The organism is Candidatus Foliamicus sp. (assembly GCF_965221325.1).
Classification (GTDB): Bacteria; Pseudomonadota; Gammaproteobacteria; order Steroidobacterales; family Foliamicaceae; genus Foliamicus.
This window is the reverse complement of sequence record NZ_OZ244880.1, coordinates 1,185,833-1,201,993: the sequence shown is the minus strand read 5'-3', so window position 1 is coordinate 1,201,993 and position 16,161 is coordinate 1,185,833. Positions and strand designations below refer to the sequence as shown.

At 63.1% G+C, this 16,161-nt stretch carries 14 protein-coding genes; 4 read left to right on the top strand and 10 right to left on the bottom strand.

Going from position 1 to position 16,161, the window contains the following annotated elements:
- The first annotated feature begins 38 nt into the window (after nt 1-38).
- Entirely contained in the window at nt 39-1,214 is a 1,176-nt protein-coding gene (locus tag ACWCOO_RS05460) for an acetyl-CoA C-acyltransferase (protein ID WP_446831938.1), read from the top strand.
- A gap of 55 nt (nt 1,215-1,269) precedes the next feature.
- On the opposite strand, the gene ACWCOO_RS05455 is transcribed toward ACWCOO_RS05460, so the two are convergent.
- Nucleotides 1,270-2,916: an electron transfer flavoprotein-ubiquinone oxidoreductase gene (locus ACWCOO_RS05455; RefSeq protein WP_446831937.1), complete on the bottom strand. Its 1,647-nt coding sequence runs from the start codon at nt 2,914-2,916 to the stop codon at nt 1,270-1,272.
- Between the two features lie 155 nt (nt 2,917-3,071).
- Between ACWCOO_RS05455 and ACWCOO_RS05450 the strand changes: the two genes are divergently transcribed.
- The 3 genes from ACWCOO_RS05450 to ACWCOO_RS05440 all read left to right on the top strand — a co-directional run bounded on the left by ACWCOO_RS05450 (nt 3,072) and on the right by ACWCOO_RS05440 (nt 8,448).
- Nucleotides 3,072-5,585 (top strand): TonB-dependent receptor, encoded by a 2,514-nt coding sequence (locus tag ACWCOO_RS05450; protein WP_446831936.1) that lies wholly within the window; start codon nt 3,072-3,074, stop codon nt 5,583-5,585.
- Between the two features lie 33 nt (nt 5,586-5,618).
- The gene (locus ACWCOO_RS05445; protein WP_446831935.1) at nt 5,619-6,437 is read left to right on the top strand and encodes a hypothetical protein; all 819 of its coding nucleotides are present in this window, start codon (nt 5,619-5,621) and stop codon (nt 6,435-6,437) included.
- Between the two features lie 136 nt (nt 6,438-6,573).
- Nucleotides 6,574-8,448 carry an acetoacetate--CoA ligase gene (locus ACWCOO_RS05440; protein WP_446831934.1) on the top strand — a complete coding sequence of 625 codons (1,875 nt, stop codon included), beginning with the start codon at nt 6,574-6,576 and terminating at the stop codon, nt 8,446-8,448.
- A gap of 6 nt (nt 8,449-8,454) precedes the next feature.
- Here the strand turns inward: ACWCOO_RS05440 and ACWCOO_RS05435 are convergent, their stop codons facing one another.
- Genes ACWCOO_RS05435 through glyA form a run of 9 tightly spaced genes read right to left on the bottom strand, consistent with a single transcriptional unit; the run spans nt 8,455 to nt 16,125 of the window.
- Nucleotides 8,455-9,672 (bottom strand): multidrug effflux MFS transporter, encoded by a 1,218-nt coding sequence (locus tag ACWCOO_RS05435; RefSeq protein WP_446831933.1) that lies wholly within the window; start codon nt 9,670-9,672, stop codon nt 8,455-8,457.
- A gap of 2 nt (nt 9,673-9,674) precedes the next feature.
- Nucleotides 9,675-10,136 (bottom strand): phosphatidylglycerophosphatase A family protein, encoded by a 462-nt coding sequence (locus ACWCOO_RS05430; RefSeq protein WP_446831932.1) that lies wholly within the window; start codon nt 10,134-10,136, stop codon nt 9,675-9,677.
- Complete coding sequence (thiL, locus tag ACWCOO_RS05425; RefSeq protein ID WP_446831931.1) at nt 10,133-11,125, bottom strand: thiamine-phosphate kinase; 993 nt, start codon at nt 11,123-11,125, stop codon at nt 10,133-10,135. Before thiL ends, ACWCOO_RS05430 begins: the two co-directional genes overlap by 4 nt.
- Nucleotides 11,115-11,555, bottom strand: coding sequence for a transcription antitermination factor NusB (gene nusB / locus ACWCOO_RS05420; RefSeq protein ID WP_446831930.1), 441 nt, complete (start codon nt 11,553-11,555; stop codon nt 11,115-11,117). The genes thiL and nusB overlap by 11 nt, the downstream gene beginning before the upstream one ends.
- Nucleotides 11,556-11,558: 3 nt before the next feature.
- Nucleotides 11,559-12,005, bottom strand: coding sequence for a 6,7-dimethyl-8-ribityllumazine synthase (gene ribH / locus ACWCOO_RS05415; protein ID WP_446831929.1), 447 nt, complete (start codon nt 12,003-12,005; stop codon nt 11,559-11,561).
- 4 nt (nt 12,006-12,009) lie between these two features.
- Nucleotides 12,010-13,119, bottom strand: coding sequence for a 3,4-dihydroxy-2-butanone-4-phosphate synthase (ribB, locus tag ACWCOO_RS05410; protein WP_446832006.1), 1,110 nt, complete (start codon nt 13,117-13,119; stop codon nt 12,010-12,012).
- A gap of 7 nt (nt 13,120-13,126) precedes the next feature.
- Entirely contained in the window at nt 13,127-13,720 is a 594-nt protein-coding gene (locus ACWCOO_RS05405) for a riboflavin synthase (protein WP_446831928.1), read from the bottom strand.
- A 1-nt stretch (nt 13,721) separates the two neighbouring features.
- On the bottom strand, nt 13,722-14,849 hold the full coding sequence (gene ribD / locus ACWCOO_RS05400; protein ID WP_446831927.1) for a bifunctional diaminohydroxyphosphoribosylaminopyrimidine deaminase/5-amino-6-(5-phosphoribosylamino)uracil reductase RibD: 1,128 nt from the start codon (nt 14,847-14,849) through the stop codon (nt 13,722-13,724).
- 22 nt (nt 14,850-14,871) lie between these two features.
- Nucleotides 14,872-16,125, bottom strand: coding sequence for a serine hydroxymethyltransferase (gene glyA, locus ACWCOO_RS05395; RefSeq protein WP_446831926.1), 1,254 nt, complete (start codon nt 16,123-16,125; stop codon nt 14,872-14,874).
- Nucleotides 16,126-16,161: the final 36 nt, after the last annotated feature.

Below are 16,161 nucleotides of genomic sequence, written 5' to 3'. Positions count from 1 at the left end.
GGCAACGCCACTTGTGCACCAATACGCTACGCAAACCTATGTCCGATACGCAGATCATCGTCGCCGCCGCCAGGCGCACACCGATCGGAGCCATGCTGGGCTCTTTAACACCTGCCGCGGCCACTGAATTGGGCAGCGCCGCGATTCAAGCCTGCCTGAACGACGCCCAGCACCCCCCGGAAGAAATCAGCGAGGTACTCATGGGCTGTGTGCTGCCGGCTGGCCTCGGACAGGCCCCGGCGCGCCAGGCAGCGCTGGCAGCCGGCCTGCTCCCCGGCACGCCCTGTGCAACCATCAGCAAGGTCTGCGGCTCGGGCCTTTACTCGGTGATGCTGGCGCACGACCGAATCTTGGCCGATCCCGGCATGGCGGTTGTGGCCGGAGGCATGGAATCGATGTCCAATGCGCCGTACCTGGTCGAGAAGGCGCGGGGAGGACTGCGCATGGGCCACAAGCAACTGCGGGATCATATGTTTCTCGATGGCCTGCAAAATCCGTATGACGGCGAGATGATGGGCCACTTCGCCGAACAGACTGCGCGGCGCTATGGTTTCACGCGCGAAGAGCAGGACGCATTCGCGATCGAATCGGTGCAGCGGGCGCGAAGTTCGGCATCCGCTTTCGCCAGCGAGATCACGCCTGTTACGTTCGCGCGCCGCGGCAGGACGGTGGAAGTTCGCGAAGATGAAGAGCCGGCGCGCTGCGACCTGGAGCGGATTCCGGCCATGCGTCCCGCTTTCGCAAAGGATGGCACGGTTACCGCGGCCTCCAGCTCGTCGATCTCCGACGGCGGCGCGGCTCTGCTGCTGATGAGTGCAGGGCGCGCCGCAGAACTCGGCATAGAACAATTGGCGCGCGTGGTAGTCCATGCCTCTCACGCCCAGGCGCCCGAGTGGTTTACCACGGCGCCCGGGCCGGCGATTGCCAAGTGCCTGGAGAAAGCCGGCTGGAAGGCCGGCCAAGTTGACCTGTTCGAGATCAACGAAGCCTTTGCCTGCGTCACGATGGCGGCAATGCGCGACCTTGGGCTCGCGCCGGACAGGGTCAACCCGCGCGGCGGGGCTTGCGCGCTTGGCCACCCCATCGGCGCAAGCGGCGCCCGGATTCTTGTGACGCTGATTCATGCGCTGCGGGCGCGCGGCGGCGGCCGCGGCGTGGCCGCCCTCTGCATCGGCGGCGGCGAGGCAGTAGCCGTTGCGGTAGAGGTGGCTTGAGGCCTGTGCCTCCGGTGGATTTGCAACCGGGCCGGAAGCCGGGAAAACAGTTGAATTACATACCCGCGTAATTGGGGCCGCCGCCGCCCTCCGGCGTGATCCAGTTGATGTTCTGCGCGGGATCCTTGATGTCGCAGGTCTTGCAGTGAATGCAGTTGGGCGCGTTGATCACGAAACGTGGTTCGTCCCCTTCGTGGGCCACTTCATAGACCGCAGCCGGACAGTAGCGCTGCGCGGGCTCGTCGAAACGGGGCAGATTGTCCCGAATCGGAATCGCCGGATCCGCGAGCGTGAGATGACAGGGTTGGTCTTCTTCGTGGTTGGTGGCCGAGAGATAGACGGACGAAAGGCGATCAAAGCTGAGCTTGCCGTCGGGCTTGGGGTATTCGATGCGGCGCGAACGCGCTGCCGGGCGCAACGATGCATGATCCGGCAGGCGGTTGTGCAAGGTAAACGGCAGCCGCCCGCGAAACAGGTTCTGATCCAGCCAGGTAAACGCCGAGCCCCCAAGCAGCCCGAACTTGTGTTGCGCCGGACCAAAGTTGCGCGCCCGCCACAACTCCTCGTGTACCCATGATCCCCGCACGGAGCGTTCGTAGTCCCGCAATACCTCGGACTGCTGGCCGCCAGACAAACCCTCGAATACCGCCTCCGCCGCCAGCATGCCGGTCTTCATGGCCGTGTGATTTCCCTTGATCTTGACCCCGTTGAGGAAGCCGGCCTCGCAACCGGCCAGCAGGCCGCCGGGAAACGCCAGCTCGGGCAGTGACTGCAGCCCCCCCTTGTTGACCGCGCGCGCGCCCCAGGAAGTGCGTTCCCCGCCCTCAATGACCTCGCGTATGCGCGGATGATGTTTCCAGCGCTGAAATTCGGCAAAAGGGTCGAGATACGGGTTGCTGTAGTTCAGGGCCACGATAAGCCCGAGATAGACCAGCCCATCATGCGCATGGTAAAGAAAACCCCCGCCTTCGGTTCCATGAGACAGCGGCCAGCCGAGCGTATGCATCACGGCCCCTGGCTTATATCGCTCTTCAGGTATACGCCATATCTCCTTGATTCCTATCCCGTAATGCTGGGGATCAGAATCCTTCCTCAACGCATAGCGATCCATGAGCTCCTTACCCAGGCTGCCGCGGCAACCTTCGGCGAAGATCGTGTACTGGGCCCGCAACTCGATGCCCGCGTCGTAACCCGCTTTTTCCGCCCCATCGCGCGAGCGTCCCATTTCACCGGTGGCAACGCCTGCCACGCGGCCGTCTTCGTAGAGGACCTCGGCAGCCGCATAACCCGGAAACACATTCACGCCCAGGCTCTCGGCCTGTTCTCCAAGCGAGCGGCACAAAGCGCCCAGGCTGACCACAAAGTTGCCGTGATTGCGCATCGGCTGCGGAATGAAGAAATTAGGCAGGCGCACCGAGCGGCGCGGCGAGAGCAGAAAGTGAAAATCGTCGCTGGTGACCGGCGTGACCGGCTGCGCACACCGGGACCGCCAGTCAGGCAATAGCTCATCAAGTGCGCGCGGCTCCAGTACCGCGCCCGAAACGATATGCGCGCCTATCTCCGCGCCTTTTTCGAGCAGGCAGATGTTAAGTTCCCGCCCGTTCGCCTGCGCGAGCTGGGCCATTCGAATTGCAGCGGCCAGTCCGCAGGGGCCGCCGCCCACCACGACGGCGTCGAAGTCCATGCTCTCGCGCTTGCTCATCGCGCCGGCAGTGTACACGGCGCGGCCACCTGAAATGCAATCGCAGGCGCACAGAGTAGCCGTAGCGTGAAGAGGCCCGGCCGGAATTGGGCCCGGCGGGCACGTGCTAATATCGCGCGCTGTTTCTGACGCTGTGCATCTGAAGGGGACACTGAATGAAACTTGAGCTTCGTTGGCGCCAGCTTGGCGCTCTCTTGCCCGCCATCGCGCTCTGCGTTCCGCTCGGCGCAGCCGCGCAGGAACTTGAGGAAATCATCGTTACAGCGCGCAAGCGCGACGAATCGCTACTCGAAGCACCACTTTCGATCACGGTGTTCACGGCCGACGACTTGAGCCGGGCGGGACTGGAAACCCTGGGCGACATATCCATGCAGACCACGGGCTTGTCGTTCCAGGACAACATAGCCAGCAACCGGCCCGGACGGCAGAACACGGTGATCCGCTTCCGCGGCATGTCCCCGCCGCGCGGCTCGCCGCACCAACAGTTGGCCGGTTTGTTCGTCGATGGCGTTTACGTGACCGGCGGCTCGCAGTCCATTCCCATGCTCGACGTGGAGCGGGTGGAGGTGATCAAGGGCCCGCAGTCCGCGTTCTTCGGGCGCAACACGTTCTCGGGCGCGATCAACTACGTGACCCGCAATCCGAGCCTCACGGAGTTCGGCGGCAAGGTGCGAGCCTCGGCGGGCTGGTTCGACCAGACCAATGTCGGCGTCAGCATGGGCGGTCCGCTGGTGGAAGATCGACTCGGCTGGCAGCTTGGCTTGAGCCACTACAACAAGGGCGCCATGTATATCGCCAACGATGGCGGAGAATTGGGCGAAGAAACCTCGCAATCAGCCAGCCTTACGCTGTTTGCGGCGCCCAGCGACAACTTCAGCGCCCGCCTGCGTCTGTTCCACCACGAAGACGACGATGGCCCGCCGGCCGTGGCCTACCTGCCCGGCTCGGACTACGACACCTGCACCGGCACCACAATCAGGCGCCCGGACAACGACGGCAACATCGCTACGTTGTCACCGCTGCAGTACATTTGTGGAAGAGTCCCGCTTCCCGGCGAGCCCGGCGCACCGGATATCTCGGTGAATACATCGCTCTATCCGGCCATTTTCACGCGCATAACGCACCCCACGCGCTGCCCCGAGGATTGCTCGAACTGGCTGGTCGAAAACCTGGTCAACAACACCACGCTGGACGGCGTGCCGGAGCGCCGCACCATGGGCATGAGCCGCGAGATATTTCGCTCCAGCATCGAACTGGACTACGGTCTCTGGAACGGCATGGGGCTTTCCTTCAAGGCTTCCTATAACGACCACGGCGTGAATTGGATTCGCGACTTCGATATGACCGATTTCGAAGCTTTCTGGACATCCGACCCGCAGCGCAACGAGGACCGGGGCGCCGAATTGCGCCTGAGTTCGTCACCCGACAGCCGCATCAATTGGCTGGTGGGCGCCAGCTACTTCAAGCAGGAAATCGCGCTATCGGGGGTGGGCGGCGACGTGGTTGTAGCATGTTTCTTCCCTGAAGCGGCAGGCTGCTTCGGCCCACTGTTCGTTACCTTGCCCCCAACACAGGGCGAGACCGCAAAGACCCGTGGCGTGTTTGCCGCTGCCAGTGTGCCAATGGGAGAGCAATTCGTGCTCGACCTCGAAGCCCGATACATGGCCGATCAGCGCATTACTGGCGGCCTGGGAGCCGATTACAACGAGCTCGTTCCGCGCGTGATTCTGCGCTGGCAGCCCAGCGATGACGTAAACGTCTATGCCAGCTTCTCCCGCGGCGTACTTCCCGGCGTACTCAACACCAACCTCATCAACGCCTCCCGCGACGCTTTCATCGAGCCCTATATCGACCGAGACACGGGGCTCCCGAGCACGGAGTCGGAATACGACCAGATACGGCGCAAGGCGCCCGAGGCCGGTGAGTCCACCCCCACGCAGGAACTCGATGCGCTGGAACTGGGCGTGAAGCTGTCGCTGCTCGGTGGACGCGGCCAGATCAACGCAGCCGCTTACTACTACGAGTGGGTCGCCCAATTGTTCAACAACTTCGTGGTCTATTACCAGGACGACCCGGACCCCACCCTGCGCGACGGCATAGCCGGACCGCAGCAACAGCCCCGCACGCTGGAATTCAATTTCCCGGGTGATTCGAACCTCTGGGGAATCGAACTGGAAAGCTCCTGGACATTGAGCGACAACTGGTTCGTGGCTGCCAATGTCGCCTGGCAGGACAACGAATACACGACATTCGCCGCCACTTTCGTCCAGGACATCACCGGAAGCCGCAATTTGGCCGGCAACCAATCGGGACGCTATCCCGAACTGATGGGCAATCTGGCGCTAGGCTACACCGACACGCTAACGGCCGACTGGGACTTCTTCGCGCGCGGTGACTTCATGCACTACGGCAAGACCTGGGCCGGCAACGGCGGCAACCTGGCGAGGCTGGACGGCTATTGGCTGGCCAACCTGCGCGCCGGTGTAGAGCGCGACAACCTGCGGGTCGAACTGTACGTGAACAACGCCCTGGAGCAGGACACCTGGGTGGGCGCTGTCCGCAACACCAACTTCACGCGCTTCACCGGTTTCAATTTCAACATCCACGGCCTGATGCTGGCGCCGCAGGACTTGCGCACCGTAGGCGTTCAGATCGACTGGAGCTTCTGACGCGGCAAGAATATTGTTTTCAGTTGAAGTTTGTTGATTCGGACTGATGCCGCTCGCTTTGGCAAGGGCAACATGGACGGTGTCCAAGCTGCAAGGGAGATAGAGTCGGCGCAGTGGGTCATTGATGGCCTAGTTGGCAAGGGCGTATGTTCGATTGTCCCCAGCGGCTTCCAAGCCTACGCCAGGATATTGCACCCGGCGTGGTTATGGACATTTCAAGATGGCCAGCTCACCAAAGAGCCGCTCGCCTGGGCGGAAGTGGCAACCCGGAGGGGACGAACTGCTCATCGGATGATGCAGTGGCCCAATGTCTCAATGCTCCCAATAATGGATTGGGATGTGGTCGAGTTGCTGGCAAGAGGTGGCTACAAAGTCATTGACGTGCCGCAAGAGGGCACGTTAACTCCAGTGGTAGCACATAGCCTCCTGGAGAAACTTGAACATTTCACACAACATTCCAGCACATGCTGGTTTGGTGTCTGGGAAGGTTTCGGCTGGGATTACAAACCAGGCCTTGAGGAACCGCAAGCTTTCGGAATACACGGACATAGAGCATGGCACCTGTTTCAAGGGCCATTAGGCGCGATGAAATGTTCATTTTTCGATGCCGACGTGCATCAATCGGCCAACCTCATTTGGCCGGAAGATAGGAGCTGGTGCATCGCAACCGAAATCAGCCTTCAATCAACATACATCGGCGGCACCAATGAGCTTGTTGCGAGCATCCTGGATATCAGTGCCGTAGAGGCATATGCGGCTAATCCAGACGACGACCCGTATTCCGACCACATAAACCCACCTTCTCCATCGAGTGACTACGTGGTCGAGTTGCGGTGCATACGTCCAAGTTGATCTAAGCCAGACAGGGTTTCCCGAAGGCTCCGGATTTTGGCAGATTCGAGCCATGCGACAGAACAACAACACCTCTTCGACTTTCTTGAACGCGTGCTTATGGCAACCCGCGCCCGAACGGGCGCGGGGCAGTGCCATGTGGCGTTTCATGCGGGAAGCGGGATTTTCGGACTACCCTGCCCTGCATCGCTGGTCGATTCAGGAGCCCGAGGATTTCTGGGGCCGGCTTTGGCACTTTTGCGAAATCAGGGCAAGCGCGCCGCCAACCGCCACATTCGCCGAGGGAGAGCGACTGCAGGACGCCGTGTGGTTCGCCGGCGCGCGCCTGAATTTCGCCGAAAACCTGCTCTGGCAGAGCGACTCGCACGTCGCGATCATATATCGCGGGGAACGGGGGGAACGCAAGGAGCTGCGCTACGGACAGCTTCGCGAGGAAGTCGCGCGCATTGCCCGCGGTCTGTCCGAGCTTGGGGTGCAAAAGGGCGATAGCGTGGTGGCCTGGATGCCGAACATGCCGGAAACCGTAGTGTTAATGCTGGCTGCAGCCAGCATCGGCGCGGTATTCGCTTCCTGCTCGCAGGACTTCGGTGTGGAGGCGGTTCTGGAACGCTTCGGTGCGCTGCGCCCCAAGGTATTGCTGGCTGCCGATGGCTACTATTTCCGGGGGCGTCCGCAGGACCGCCGGCGTGAACTGGAGGAAATCCGCAATGGGTTGCCGGAGTTGCTCGCCACGGTGCTGGTGCCGACCCTCGGCACCGGTCGCTCTACGACCTCGGATGCGAATATTGCGCCGTTCCACGAGTTCGGCACTCCCGGACCGCTGCATTTCGAACCGCTGAGCTTCGATCATCCCCTCTACGCGGTGTTTTCGTCCGGCACCACGGGCGCGCCCAAGTGCATCATGCACCGCGCCGGGGGCGTACTGCTGCAGCATGCCAAGGAACACCGTCTGCATATCGGGTTGACCGCCGAAGACACGATCTACTACCTGACGACCTGCGGCTGGATGATGTGGAATTGGCTGGTGAGCGGTCTTGCCGCCGGCGCCACGCTGGTGCTTTACGAAGGTTCGCCACTGTCTCCTTCGCCGTCCGCCTTGTGGAAGATGGCCGAAGAGGAGCGCATCACGATTTTCGGCACCAGCGCCGCCTACCTCAAGGCTTTGGAAATTGCCGGTCAGCGGCCCGGCGCGGAGTGTGATCTGTCCGCGCTGCATACCGTGCTCTCGACCGGCTCCCCGCTTGCGCCGCAAAGCTACGACTATGCATACCGCGAAATTGCCCAGGACATCATGCTGGCTTCCATTGCCGGAGGCACGGACCTGCTGGGCTGCTTCGCCACCGGAAATCCCATGCTCGGGGTGTACCGAGGTGAAATGCAATGCCGCGCGCTGGGCATGGCGGTGGAAGTTTTCGACAGCGATGGCCGCCCGCTGCGAGAACGCGCCGGCGAACTGGTCTGCACACGGCCTTTCCCGTCGATGCCGCTGGGTTTCCTGAACGACCCGCGTGGCGAGAAATACCATGACGCTTATTTCGCGCATTTCCCGGACGTCTGGACACACGGGGATCTTGCTGAAATCACTTCGCGGGGCGGCCTCATCATTCACGGCCGCTCCGACACCGTGCTGAACCCACGCGGGATTCGCATCGGTACAGCAGAAATCTACCGGGTGGTGGAAGCGCTGGAAGAGGTTGAGGAGGCGCTGGCCGTAGCGCAGCAACACCAGGGCGATACGCGCGTCATCCTGTTCCTGCGTCTCAAGAACGACGCGGAATCGATTGATACGCTGAAAGATAAAGTGCGAAGCGCGCTACGCCGGCAGGCCAGCCCCCGGCATGTTCCGGCGAAAATCATCGTCGCTCCCGACTTGCCGCGCACGTTGAGCGGCAAAATCAGCGAACTGGCTGTGCGAGAGCTGATTCATGGGCGTTCCGCCGCGAACCGCGACGCACTGGCCAATCCCGAGAGTCTCGATTTCTTCGCCCACCTGGAGGAGGAACTCGCATGAAGCAAATCAATCCGACGACATCGCGGCAGCAGCCGCGGGGCTGGGTTTCAGGTAAATCGCCACAACGCCGCCCGCGCTGATCAACGCGCAGACACAGATCAATGCGGTCATGGGTATTGGCGAATCCCCAGGCAGCCATCCCATAACCTGGAATCCCACGCCGCCGGCCATGATCTGCGAGAACCCCACCACGCTGGATGCCGCTCCGCGGCGCTCCGGCGCGGCGGAAATCGCCGCCGCCATGCACTGCGGCTGCGAAATACCGTTGGCGAAGGTCAGCAGCATGGCGGGGGCGACTATCGAGTAGAGATTGACCACGCCGCCCAATGCCAAGCCGAGCATCACGGCCCCGCCGACGGCGTAGCAGCCAACCGCGCAGGCAAGCAAAGCCGGCCCCTTCAGGCGCTCCCAACCCGAAAAGGCATTGCCGAGCAGATACCCGCAGGTCAGATATATGAATACGTAGCCGAATTGATAGGGCGCATAGCCGAGCAGATCGATCACCAGGTACGGCGACGCCGAAAGAAACCCGTAAACACCCACTTGTATGGCGGTCAGCAGCGCCATGTGTCCCAGGAACCAGGCACCCATAAACGGGGAACGCCGGCTTGACACTCCCGCGGCATGGGTTGGCTCAGGCTTGCTGCGGGCGGCGGCGCCGTGCGTTTCCGGCATCCACTTCACCGCCATGAGCAACAGCAGCGCGGAACAGATCCCCAACAGCAGCGGAATACCCCGCCAGCTTGCCGCCGACACCAGATAGCCGGCGATAACAGGGGCCAGCATGGGGCCCACCACCAGCGCCATCGTCATGAAACTTACCGTTCGCGCCAACTTCTCTGGTGGCGTCACGTCTGCAGCCACCGCGCGCGCCATAGTCGAGCCAGCCGCTACGCCAATGGCTTGAACGACTCGTCCGAGGATCAGGACGGACAGCGAATCCGCCCAATAGCAAACAGCGGACCCCAAGCAGAACAGCGCGAGTCCCACCAGCACTACCCGGCGCCGGCCATAGCGATCAGAGATGGGTCCATAGACCAGCATCGACACGGCGAGCGCCACCGAGAAACCGGAAATGACCCACTGCGTGTCGGCCACGTGCGCGGAGAAACTTGTCCGTATGGCCGGCAGCGCGGGCACGAAGATCTGCAGGGCCAGTGGGCTCAATGCGTGGATTGCCGTGACAATGGCGATAACCGGTCCTAGTCTAATACCTGACATCATATTTATATATTTCTTGTTATATACTGAATAAATAGAACTATACTGCCTGCTAACGCACCCGCAACCAAGTCATCCAGCAAAATTGCGGGGCCTGCGCGAAAACGTGTTTCCATTTGGCTGACAGGCCAGGGTTTGAGGATATCCAGCACTCGAAACACGGCGAAGGCCGCGCCTGCCCCTATCCAGGATGGCGCAAGGAACAGCAAGGCCAGGTACATGCCCAATATCTCGTCGAGCACAATGAAGGAAGGATCGGACCGGCCGGACTGTTGCGCGCAGGCGCCGCATACCCAAGCCGCCGGACCCACAACGAGCGCCAACAGCATTACCTGAATCCAGATGCCCAAGGGAAGCGTGAACCACCACAGTGCAATCCCTCCCAAACTGCCCCAGGTGCCGGGCGCCACGGGCAGATAGCCCAAGCCCAGGCCGGAAGCAGTCCAACGAAGCGCCCGGCTGCTCATGGAAAATGCGCATAGCCCCCTTTCGAAGCACTCCAGGGATGACCGCGAAAGGTGATTTCAAGCCCCTCCCCCGCCCGCACCTCACCCACCCGGGTCAAGCAATGCCGCGCGGATAGCTTCTTGAGCCGCTGAGCGTCGGCGCGCGCCGCGGTAAAGCAGAGCTCGTAGTCATCGCCCCCGCTCATGCTCAGGCGCCTGGCCTCGGCAGCGTCGGCGAACCCCTTCAACTCACGGGAAATCGGCAATTTTTCCACACACAGGCGTCCGGCCAGCCGGTTGGCGCGCAGCAGACGCGGCAGATCCACCGCGAGACCATCGGAGATGTCCATGCAGGCGCTGGCGATACCGGCAAGTTCCGCGCCCAGCTTCAGGCGCGGACGCGGGTAGCAGAAACGCTCAATCAAGGCTTCCTCTGCGGCAACGGCGTTCCCGCTTGGCACGGGCGCAACCGACTTCAGGCGCTCCTGCAGCAGCTCCAGGCCGGCTGCCGCATCGCCGAGGTAACCTGAAACCCAGATGCCATCGCCGGGATGCGCTCCCATGCGGCGATGGATGTGCTTCAGCTTGGCGGCGCCGTGCGCCGTTACCGTCACGTTGAGCGGCCCACGCGCAAAATCCCCGCCCACCACGCGAATGCGCGATTGCTCAGCTAACGCGAACAGGCCATCGGCAAACGCTTCCAACCAACTTTCGTCCACTCTCGGCACCGACAGGGTGACCACCGCCCAAAGCGGGCGAGCTCCCATGGCTGCAAGGTCGCTCAGGCTTACTGCCAGCGCCCGGTGGCCGATCGAACGCGCCGGAGCGCCCGCCGGAAAGTGAACGCCTTCGTTGAGCGTGTCGGTGGTGATCGCAAGCGCCTCGCCCGGCGGGCAGCGCACAACGGCCGCATCGTCACCGGGACCGGTGAGAACGGTTGCGCCATCGGCCGCATGACGCGCAAACAATGACGCTATCAACCGGTCTTCCGTCGATTGCTCATCCACCATTGCCCGAGTCCCGCGTATCACGGCCCCCCCGTTGCGCTTTGGCCCAGCGGTCCAGGACCGCATTCACGAAACGGTAGCTGTGCTCCGCGCCAAACTCGCGGGCCAGGTCGATCGCTTCGTTGATCGTGACCGCATCTCCGACTCCCTGCGTTTCCATCTCGGCGATGGCGCTCCAGAGGATGGCCCGCTCTACGGGGTCGATTCGCTCCGGGGAAATGTCGCTGGCCGCCGCTATTCCGCGGTCCAATTCTTCAGTGCGCCGGCAGACGTCGCGCAGAACGTTGACAAAGTAATCGCCGTCCGCCTGCGCATATCCCTTGCGCCGCGTGAATTGTTCTTCGATCTCCGCCGCCGCGTCCCCGGTCAACTGCCGCTGGTACAAAGCCTGCACCAGTAGCCGGCGGGCCCGGCGGCGGCGGTTCCAGCGCACCGCTCAGGAATCGGCTGAAAGCATGCGCAGGACGGCCCGCGCGGCCTCCGCACCCTTGTTTTGCTTGCCGGACGACAGGCTGCAACGCGCTTCGGCCTGCGAAAAGCTGTCGCAAGTCAGGACCCCCAGACCAATCGCGATGCCTTCCTCCAGCCCAACACGCATCAGGCCAGCGCAGCACTCGCGGGCGATATGCGCGTAGTGGTCAGTCTCTCCGCGGATCAACACGCCCAAGGCAACAGCGGCGTCCGGCGAGTGCCGCCGAATCAGTCGTTGCGTTGCCAGCGGCAGCTCCCAGCAACCCGGTACCCGCCGCATCACGATGCGGCGTTCCGAAATTCCGCCAGCCATAAACGCCTCGCGGGCGCCTTGCTCAAGCCGCGCAGTCAGCTCGTCGTAATAGTCCGCCGCCACCAGCAGCACTTTCAGGCTTGCCGTTTCGAGCACCATGCGCTTAGTCTCCGGAGTCCACGAAATCAACCACTTCCAGGCCAAAGCCCGAAAGCGCATGAATGTTGCGGCGGGCGCCCAGAACCCGCATCCGTGTAACGCCCAGATCGCGCAGGATCTGCGCTCCCACTCCGATGGTGCGCAAGTCGGTGGCCGCTTCCGTCGCCTCTTCGGCTTTCTTCGGTTTGCCGTTGAGCGCGTCAATCGCCGCCATCATGCTACGCGGCGACTCGTCATAGCAGAGCAGCACCGCCACGCCCGCATCGGCGGCAAATACTTCTTTCAGCGCGGCGTCGAAAGGCCAGCCCAGATCGGCCTGAACGCCCGCCGAGTCGCGCAGCGTGTTGCGCGCGTGAACCCGCACCAAGGGAGCGTCCGCCTGCTGCAGATCGCCATGCACGAACGCCAGGTGCACGCTGCGAGCCACCTGATCTTCGTAGGAAACCAACCGGCAGGGCCCGAAGCGGGTGTGCGCCCTGCGCTCTTTCAGCCGCTCCACGAACTTGTCCTTGGCCAGACGGTAGCGAATCAGGTCGGCAATGCTGCCGATCTTCAGGTCTCTCTCGGCCGCGAATTTTTCCAATTGCGGCCGCCGCGCCATGCTCCCGTCCTCGTTGAGTATCTCCACGATCGCTGCCGAAGGCGGCAAACCGGCCAGCCGCGCAAGATCGCAGCCTGCTTCGGTGTGTCCCGCCCGGTTCAGGACTCCGCCGGGCTGCGCCATGACCGGAAACACGTGGCCCGGCTGACGCAGATCTTCGGCGCGGGCGCCCGGTTCCGCGGCTACGCGGATGGTGCGGGCGCGGTCGTGGGCGGAAATTCCGGTAGTGACGCCTTCGGCGGCCTCTATGGACAGCGTGAAGTTGGTGCCCCTCTGTACGTTGGTATCCGCCACCATCAGCGGCAAACGTAGCTGGCGACAGTGTTCCGGAGTCAGCGTCAGGCAAATGAGACCGCGGCCGTGCAGTGTCATGTAGTTGATGTCTTCGGGCGTAACCTGACAGGCCGCCATGACCAGGTCGCCCTCGTTCTCGCGGCGCTCGTCATCGACGATGATCACCATGCGCCCGGCCGCGATTTCCGCAATGATTTCCTCGGTGCTAGAAAACATGATGTATCCCCTACCCGTCCAGCAGGCGCGCGGCGTAGCGGGCAATGATATCGACTTCCAGGTTAAGCCGGCTTCCCGCTCGACAATCGGACAATGTCGTTTCCTTGAGCGTGTGCGGCACCACGTTCACCGAGAACCGGTCCGCTTCTGCATCGTTGGAAGTGAGGCTGACTCCGTCGAGCGCCACCGAGCCCTTGGCTGCGATGAAACGCATGAGATGCTGCGGGGCGTTCAACTCCAGAATCACCGACCGGCCATGCTCTCGGCGGCGCGTCACCTCGGCCACGCCATCCACATGGCCCATCACGAAATGCCCGCCTAGTGCGGCGCCTGCAGTCAGCGCAGGCTCCAGATTCACGGCGTGCCCTGAACTCCAGTCCCGCAGCGTGGTGTCGGCCAGCGTGCGCGCTGACACATCCACCGCCACGTTTCCGCCTTCGCGCGCAACGATGGTCAGGCAAACGCCGCTCACGCATAGACTGGCCCCTATATCCAGCAGCGACGTAGCAATGCCGGAAGTCTCGATATGCATGCGCCGGTCGCCTCCTTCGAAATCCTGCACCCGGCTTAACGCGCCGACGCCGCGGATGATGCCCGTGAACACGTCAGCGCCCGGGCGGAGTCAGAACCAGACGCAGATCCGGCCCTATCCGCGCCACTTCACTAATGCGAAACGCAGGCCTTTCAGGCATGTTCTTGAGGACCGGAAGTTCGAACAAACCACGCGCCCCGCTGCCCAGCAGCACCGGCGCCGTGTACAGAATCACTTCGTCGATCAGATCCTCGCGCAAAAGCGCGCCGCTCAGCACCGCACCCGCCTCTACCTGCACCTCGTTATATTCCAACTCGGCCAGCAATCCCAGAGCGGCGGGCAGCGACACGCGTCCGTCTGCACCGGCCGGCAGTTGCATAACGTCGGCGCCGGCCGCGCGCAGGGCCCCGATGCGGTCCTGGCCAGACGTCTCGCTGCCCTCGCAGTGAAGCAGGTAAACGGCCCCGGGCTCTGCAAACAAACGTGCTGTCGCCGGCGTGCGCAGACTGGAATCCAGCACCACGCGGGCCGGGGCCTTGATCTCGCCCAAGTCGTCGCGGCGGGCATCCAGGCGCGGGTCATCGGCGAGCAGCGTTCCGCTGCCGGTCAGTATCACGGAACTACGCGCCCGCCAGCCGTGCCCATCGCTCCGCGCCTCGGGAGAGGTAATCCATTGGCTCTCGCGATTCGCCAGCGCGGTGCGACCATCCAGGCTGGCGGCCAGCTTCACGCGCACCCAGGGGCGGCCCCGCTCCCAACGCGAGAAGTAGCCGGGATTCAATTCGCGCGCCTCGCTCTCAAGAATGCCAGCCTCGACCTCAATCCCCGCCTCGCGCAAACGCCGGGCGCCGCCGCCGCTCACCGCCGGATTCGGGTCGCGACCTGCGAACACCACTCTCACGACGCCTGCGGTCACCAGCGCATCAGCGCAGGGCCCCGTGCGGCCCTGATGCGAACAGGGTTCCAAGGTCACATAGCAGTCGGCGCCGCGCGCTGCGCCGCCCGCGTCTTGCAAGGCATTGATCTCGGCATGCGCTTGGCCGGCGCGCTGATGCCAGCCGCTGCCCACGCATTCGCCGTTCTTCACCAATACGCAGCCCACGCGCGGATTCGGATCGGTGCTGTAGAGCCCCCGGCGGGCCAGCTCAAGCGCCTGTTTCATCCAGCGCCGGTCAGCGCCCTTGCCGTCCGCTGCGGCCACCAGAAAAACCCGGCAACGCGCTTCAGGCGTAGACCGGGAAGCGGCGGCAGGTGTCCAGAACCCGGCGGCGAACACTTTCCAGCAATTTCTGCTCGCCAGGTTGGGAAACCACATCCGCAATAGCATCGACCAGCATCGCCATTTCCGGCTCGCGAAACCCGCGGGTTGTGCAGGCCGGCGTTCCCAGGCGCAAGCCGCTGGTCACCATCGGTGGCCGAGGGTCATTGGGCACTGCGTTCTTGTTGACGGTGATGTTGGCCTGCTCGAGCGCCGCTTCCGCTTCTGCGCCGGTAATGCCCGATTGGCCGAGGTCCACCAGAAACAGGTGGTTCTCGGTTTTGCCGGAAACGATCCGCAAACTTCGTTTCCGCAGACCCTCGGCAAGCGCTGCCGCGTTGCGCTTCACCTGCCGCTGGTATTCGCGAAACTCGGGCTGCAAGGCTTCCTCCAGCGCCACCGCCTTGGCGGCGATCACGTGCATCAGCGGTCCGCCCTGGGTGCCCGGAAACACCAGAGAGCGCAGGCGCTTGGCCACCTCCGGGTTGTCTCGCGCCAGAATCAGGCCGCCGCGCGGCCCCCGGAGAGTCTTGTGCGTGGTGGTGGTTACCACATCCGCCAGCGGCGTGGGGTTGGGGTATTCGCCGGCGGCGACGAGTCCAGCCACATGCGCCATGTCCACCATCAGGTAAGCATCCACCTCGTCGGCCACTTCCCGGAAAATACCCCAGTCCGCTACCCGCGAGTAGGCCGAGAAACCGCCCACGATCATCCGCGGCCGGTGCTTCAGCGCTTGCTCACGCAACTGGTTGTAATCGATCAACTCGGTGCTCGGATCCAGCCCGTAACTCGACGCCTTGAACAGTTTCCCGGAAATGTTGACCGGAGAGCCATGCGTGAGGTGGCCACCATGGCTGAGGTCCATACCGAGGATAGCGTCGCCCGGCTTTAGCAGAGCCAGGTAGGCGGCGGTGTTGGCCTGCGTGCCGGAGTGCGGCTGCACATTCACGTAGTCGGCGCCGAATAGCCGCGCGGCGCGTTCAATGGCCAGCGATTCGGCCACGTCCACATGCTCGCAGCCGCCGTAGTAGCGCCGCCCCGGATAGCCTTCCGCGTACTTGTTGGTAAGCACCGATCCCTGGGCTTCCAAGACCCGGCGGCTGGCATAGTTTTCCGAGGCAATAAGCTCGACAACATCCTCCTGGCGGCGTAGCTCAGCGCGCAAAGCCGCCGCCAGTTGCGGATCGAATTCGGCGATGGCGGGGTAATCGGTAGCCATATTCTCCACCAATCAAGTCAACCCATGCAGTGTACC

Bases quoted from the DNA above. Each gene is read 5' to 3' on its own strand.
- ACWCOO_RS05460 (WP_446831938.1), top strand. From the start codon at position 39: ATGTCCGATACGCAGATCATCGTCGCCGCCGCCAGGCGCACACCGATC.
- ACWCOO_RS05455 (WP_446831937.1), bottom strand. From the start codon at position 2,916: ATGAGCAAGCGCGAGAGCATGGACTTCGACGCCGTCGTGGTGGGCGGC.
- ACWCOO_RS05450 (WP_446831936.1), top strand. From the start codon at position 3,072: ATGAAACTTGAGCTTCGTTGGCGCCAGCTTGGCGCTCTCTTGCCCGCC.
- ACWCOO_RS05440 (WP_446831934.1), top strand. From the start codon at position 6,574: ATGTGGCGTTTCATGCGGGAAGCGGGATTTTCGGACTACCCTGCCCTG.
- ACWCOO_RS05435 (WP_446831933.1), bottom strand. From the start codon at position 9,672: ATGATGTCAGGTATTAGACTAGGACCGGTTATCGCCATTGTCACGGCA.
- ACWCOO_RS05430 (WP_446831932.1), bottom strand. From the start codon at position 10,136: ATGAGCAGCCGGGCGCTTCGTTGGACTGCTTCCGGCCTGGGCTTGGGC.
- thiL (WP_446831931.1), bottom strand. From the start codon at position 11,125: ATGGTGGATGAGCAATCGACGGAAGACCGGTTGATAGCGTCATTGTTT.
- ribH (WP_446831929.1), bottom strand. From the start codon at position 12,005: ATGGTGCTCGAAACGGCAAGCCTGAAAGTGCTGCTGGTGGCGGCGGAC.
- glyA (WP_446831926.1), bottom strand. From the start codon at position 16,125: ATGGCTACCGATTACCCCGCCATCGCCGAATTCGATCCGCAACTGGCG.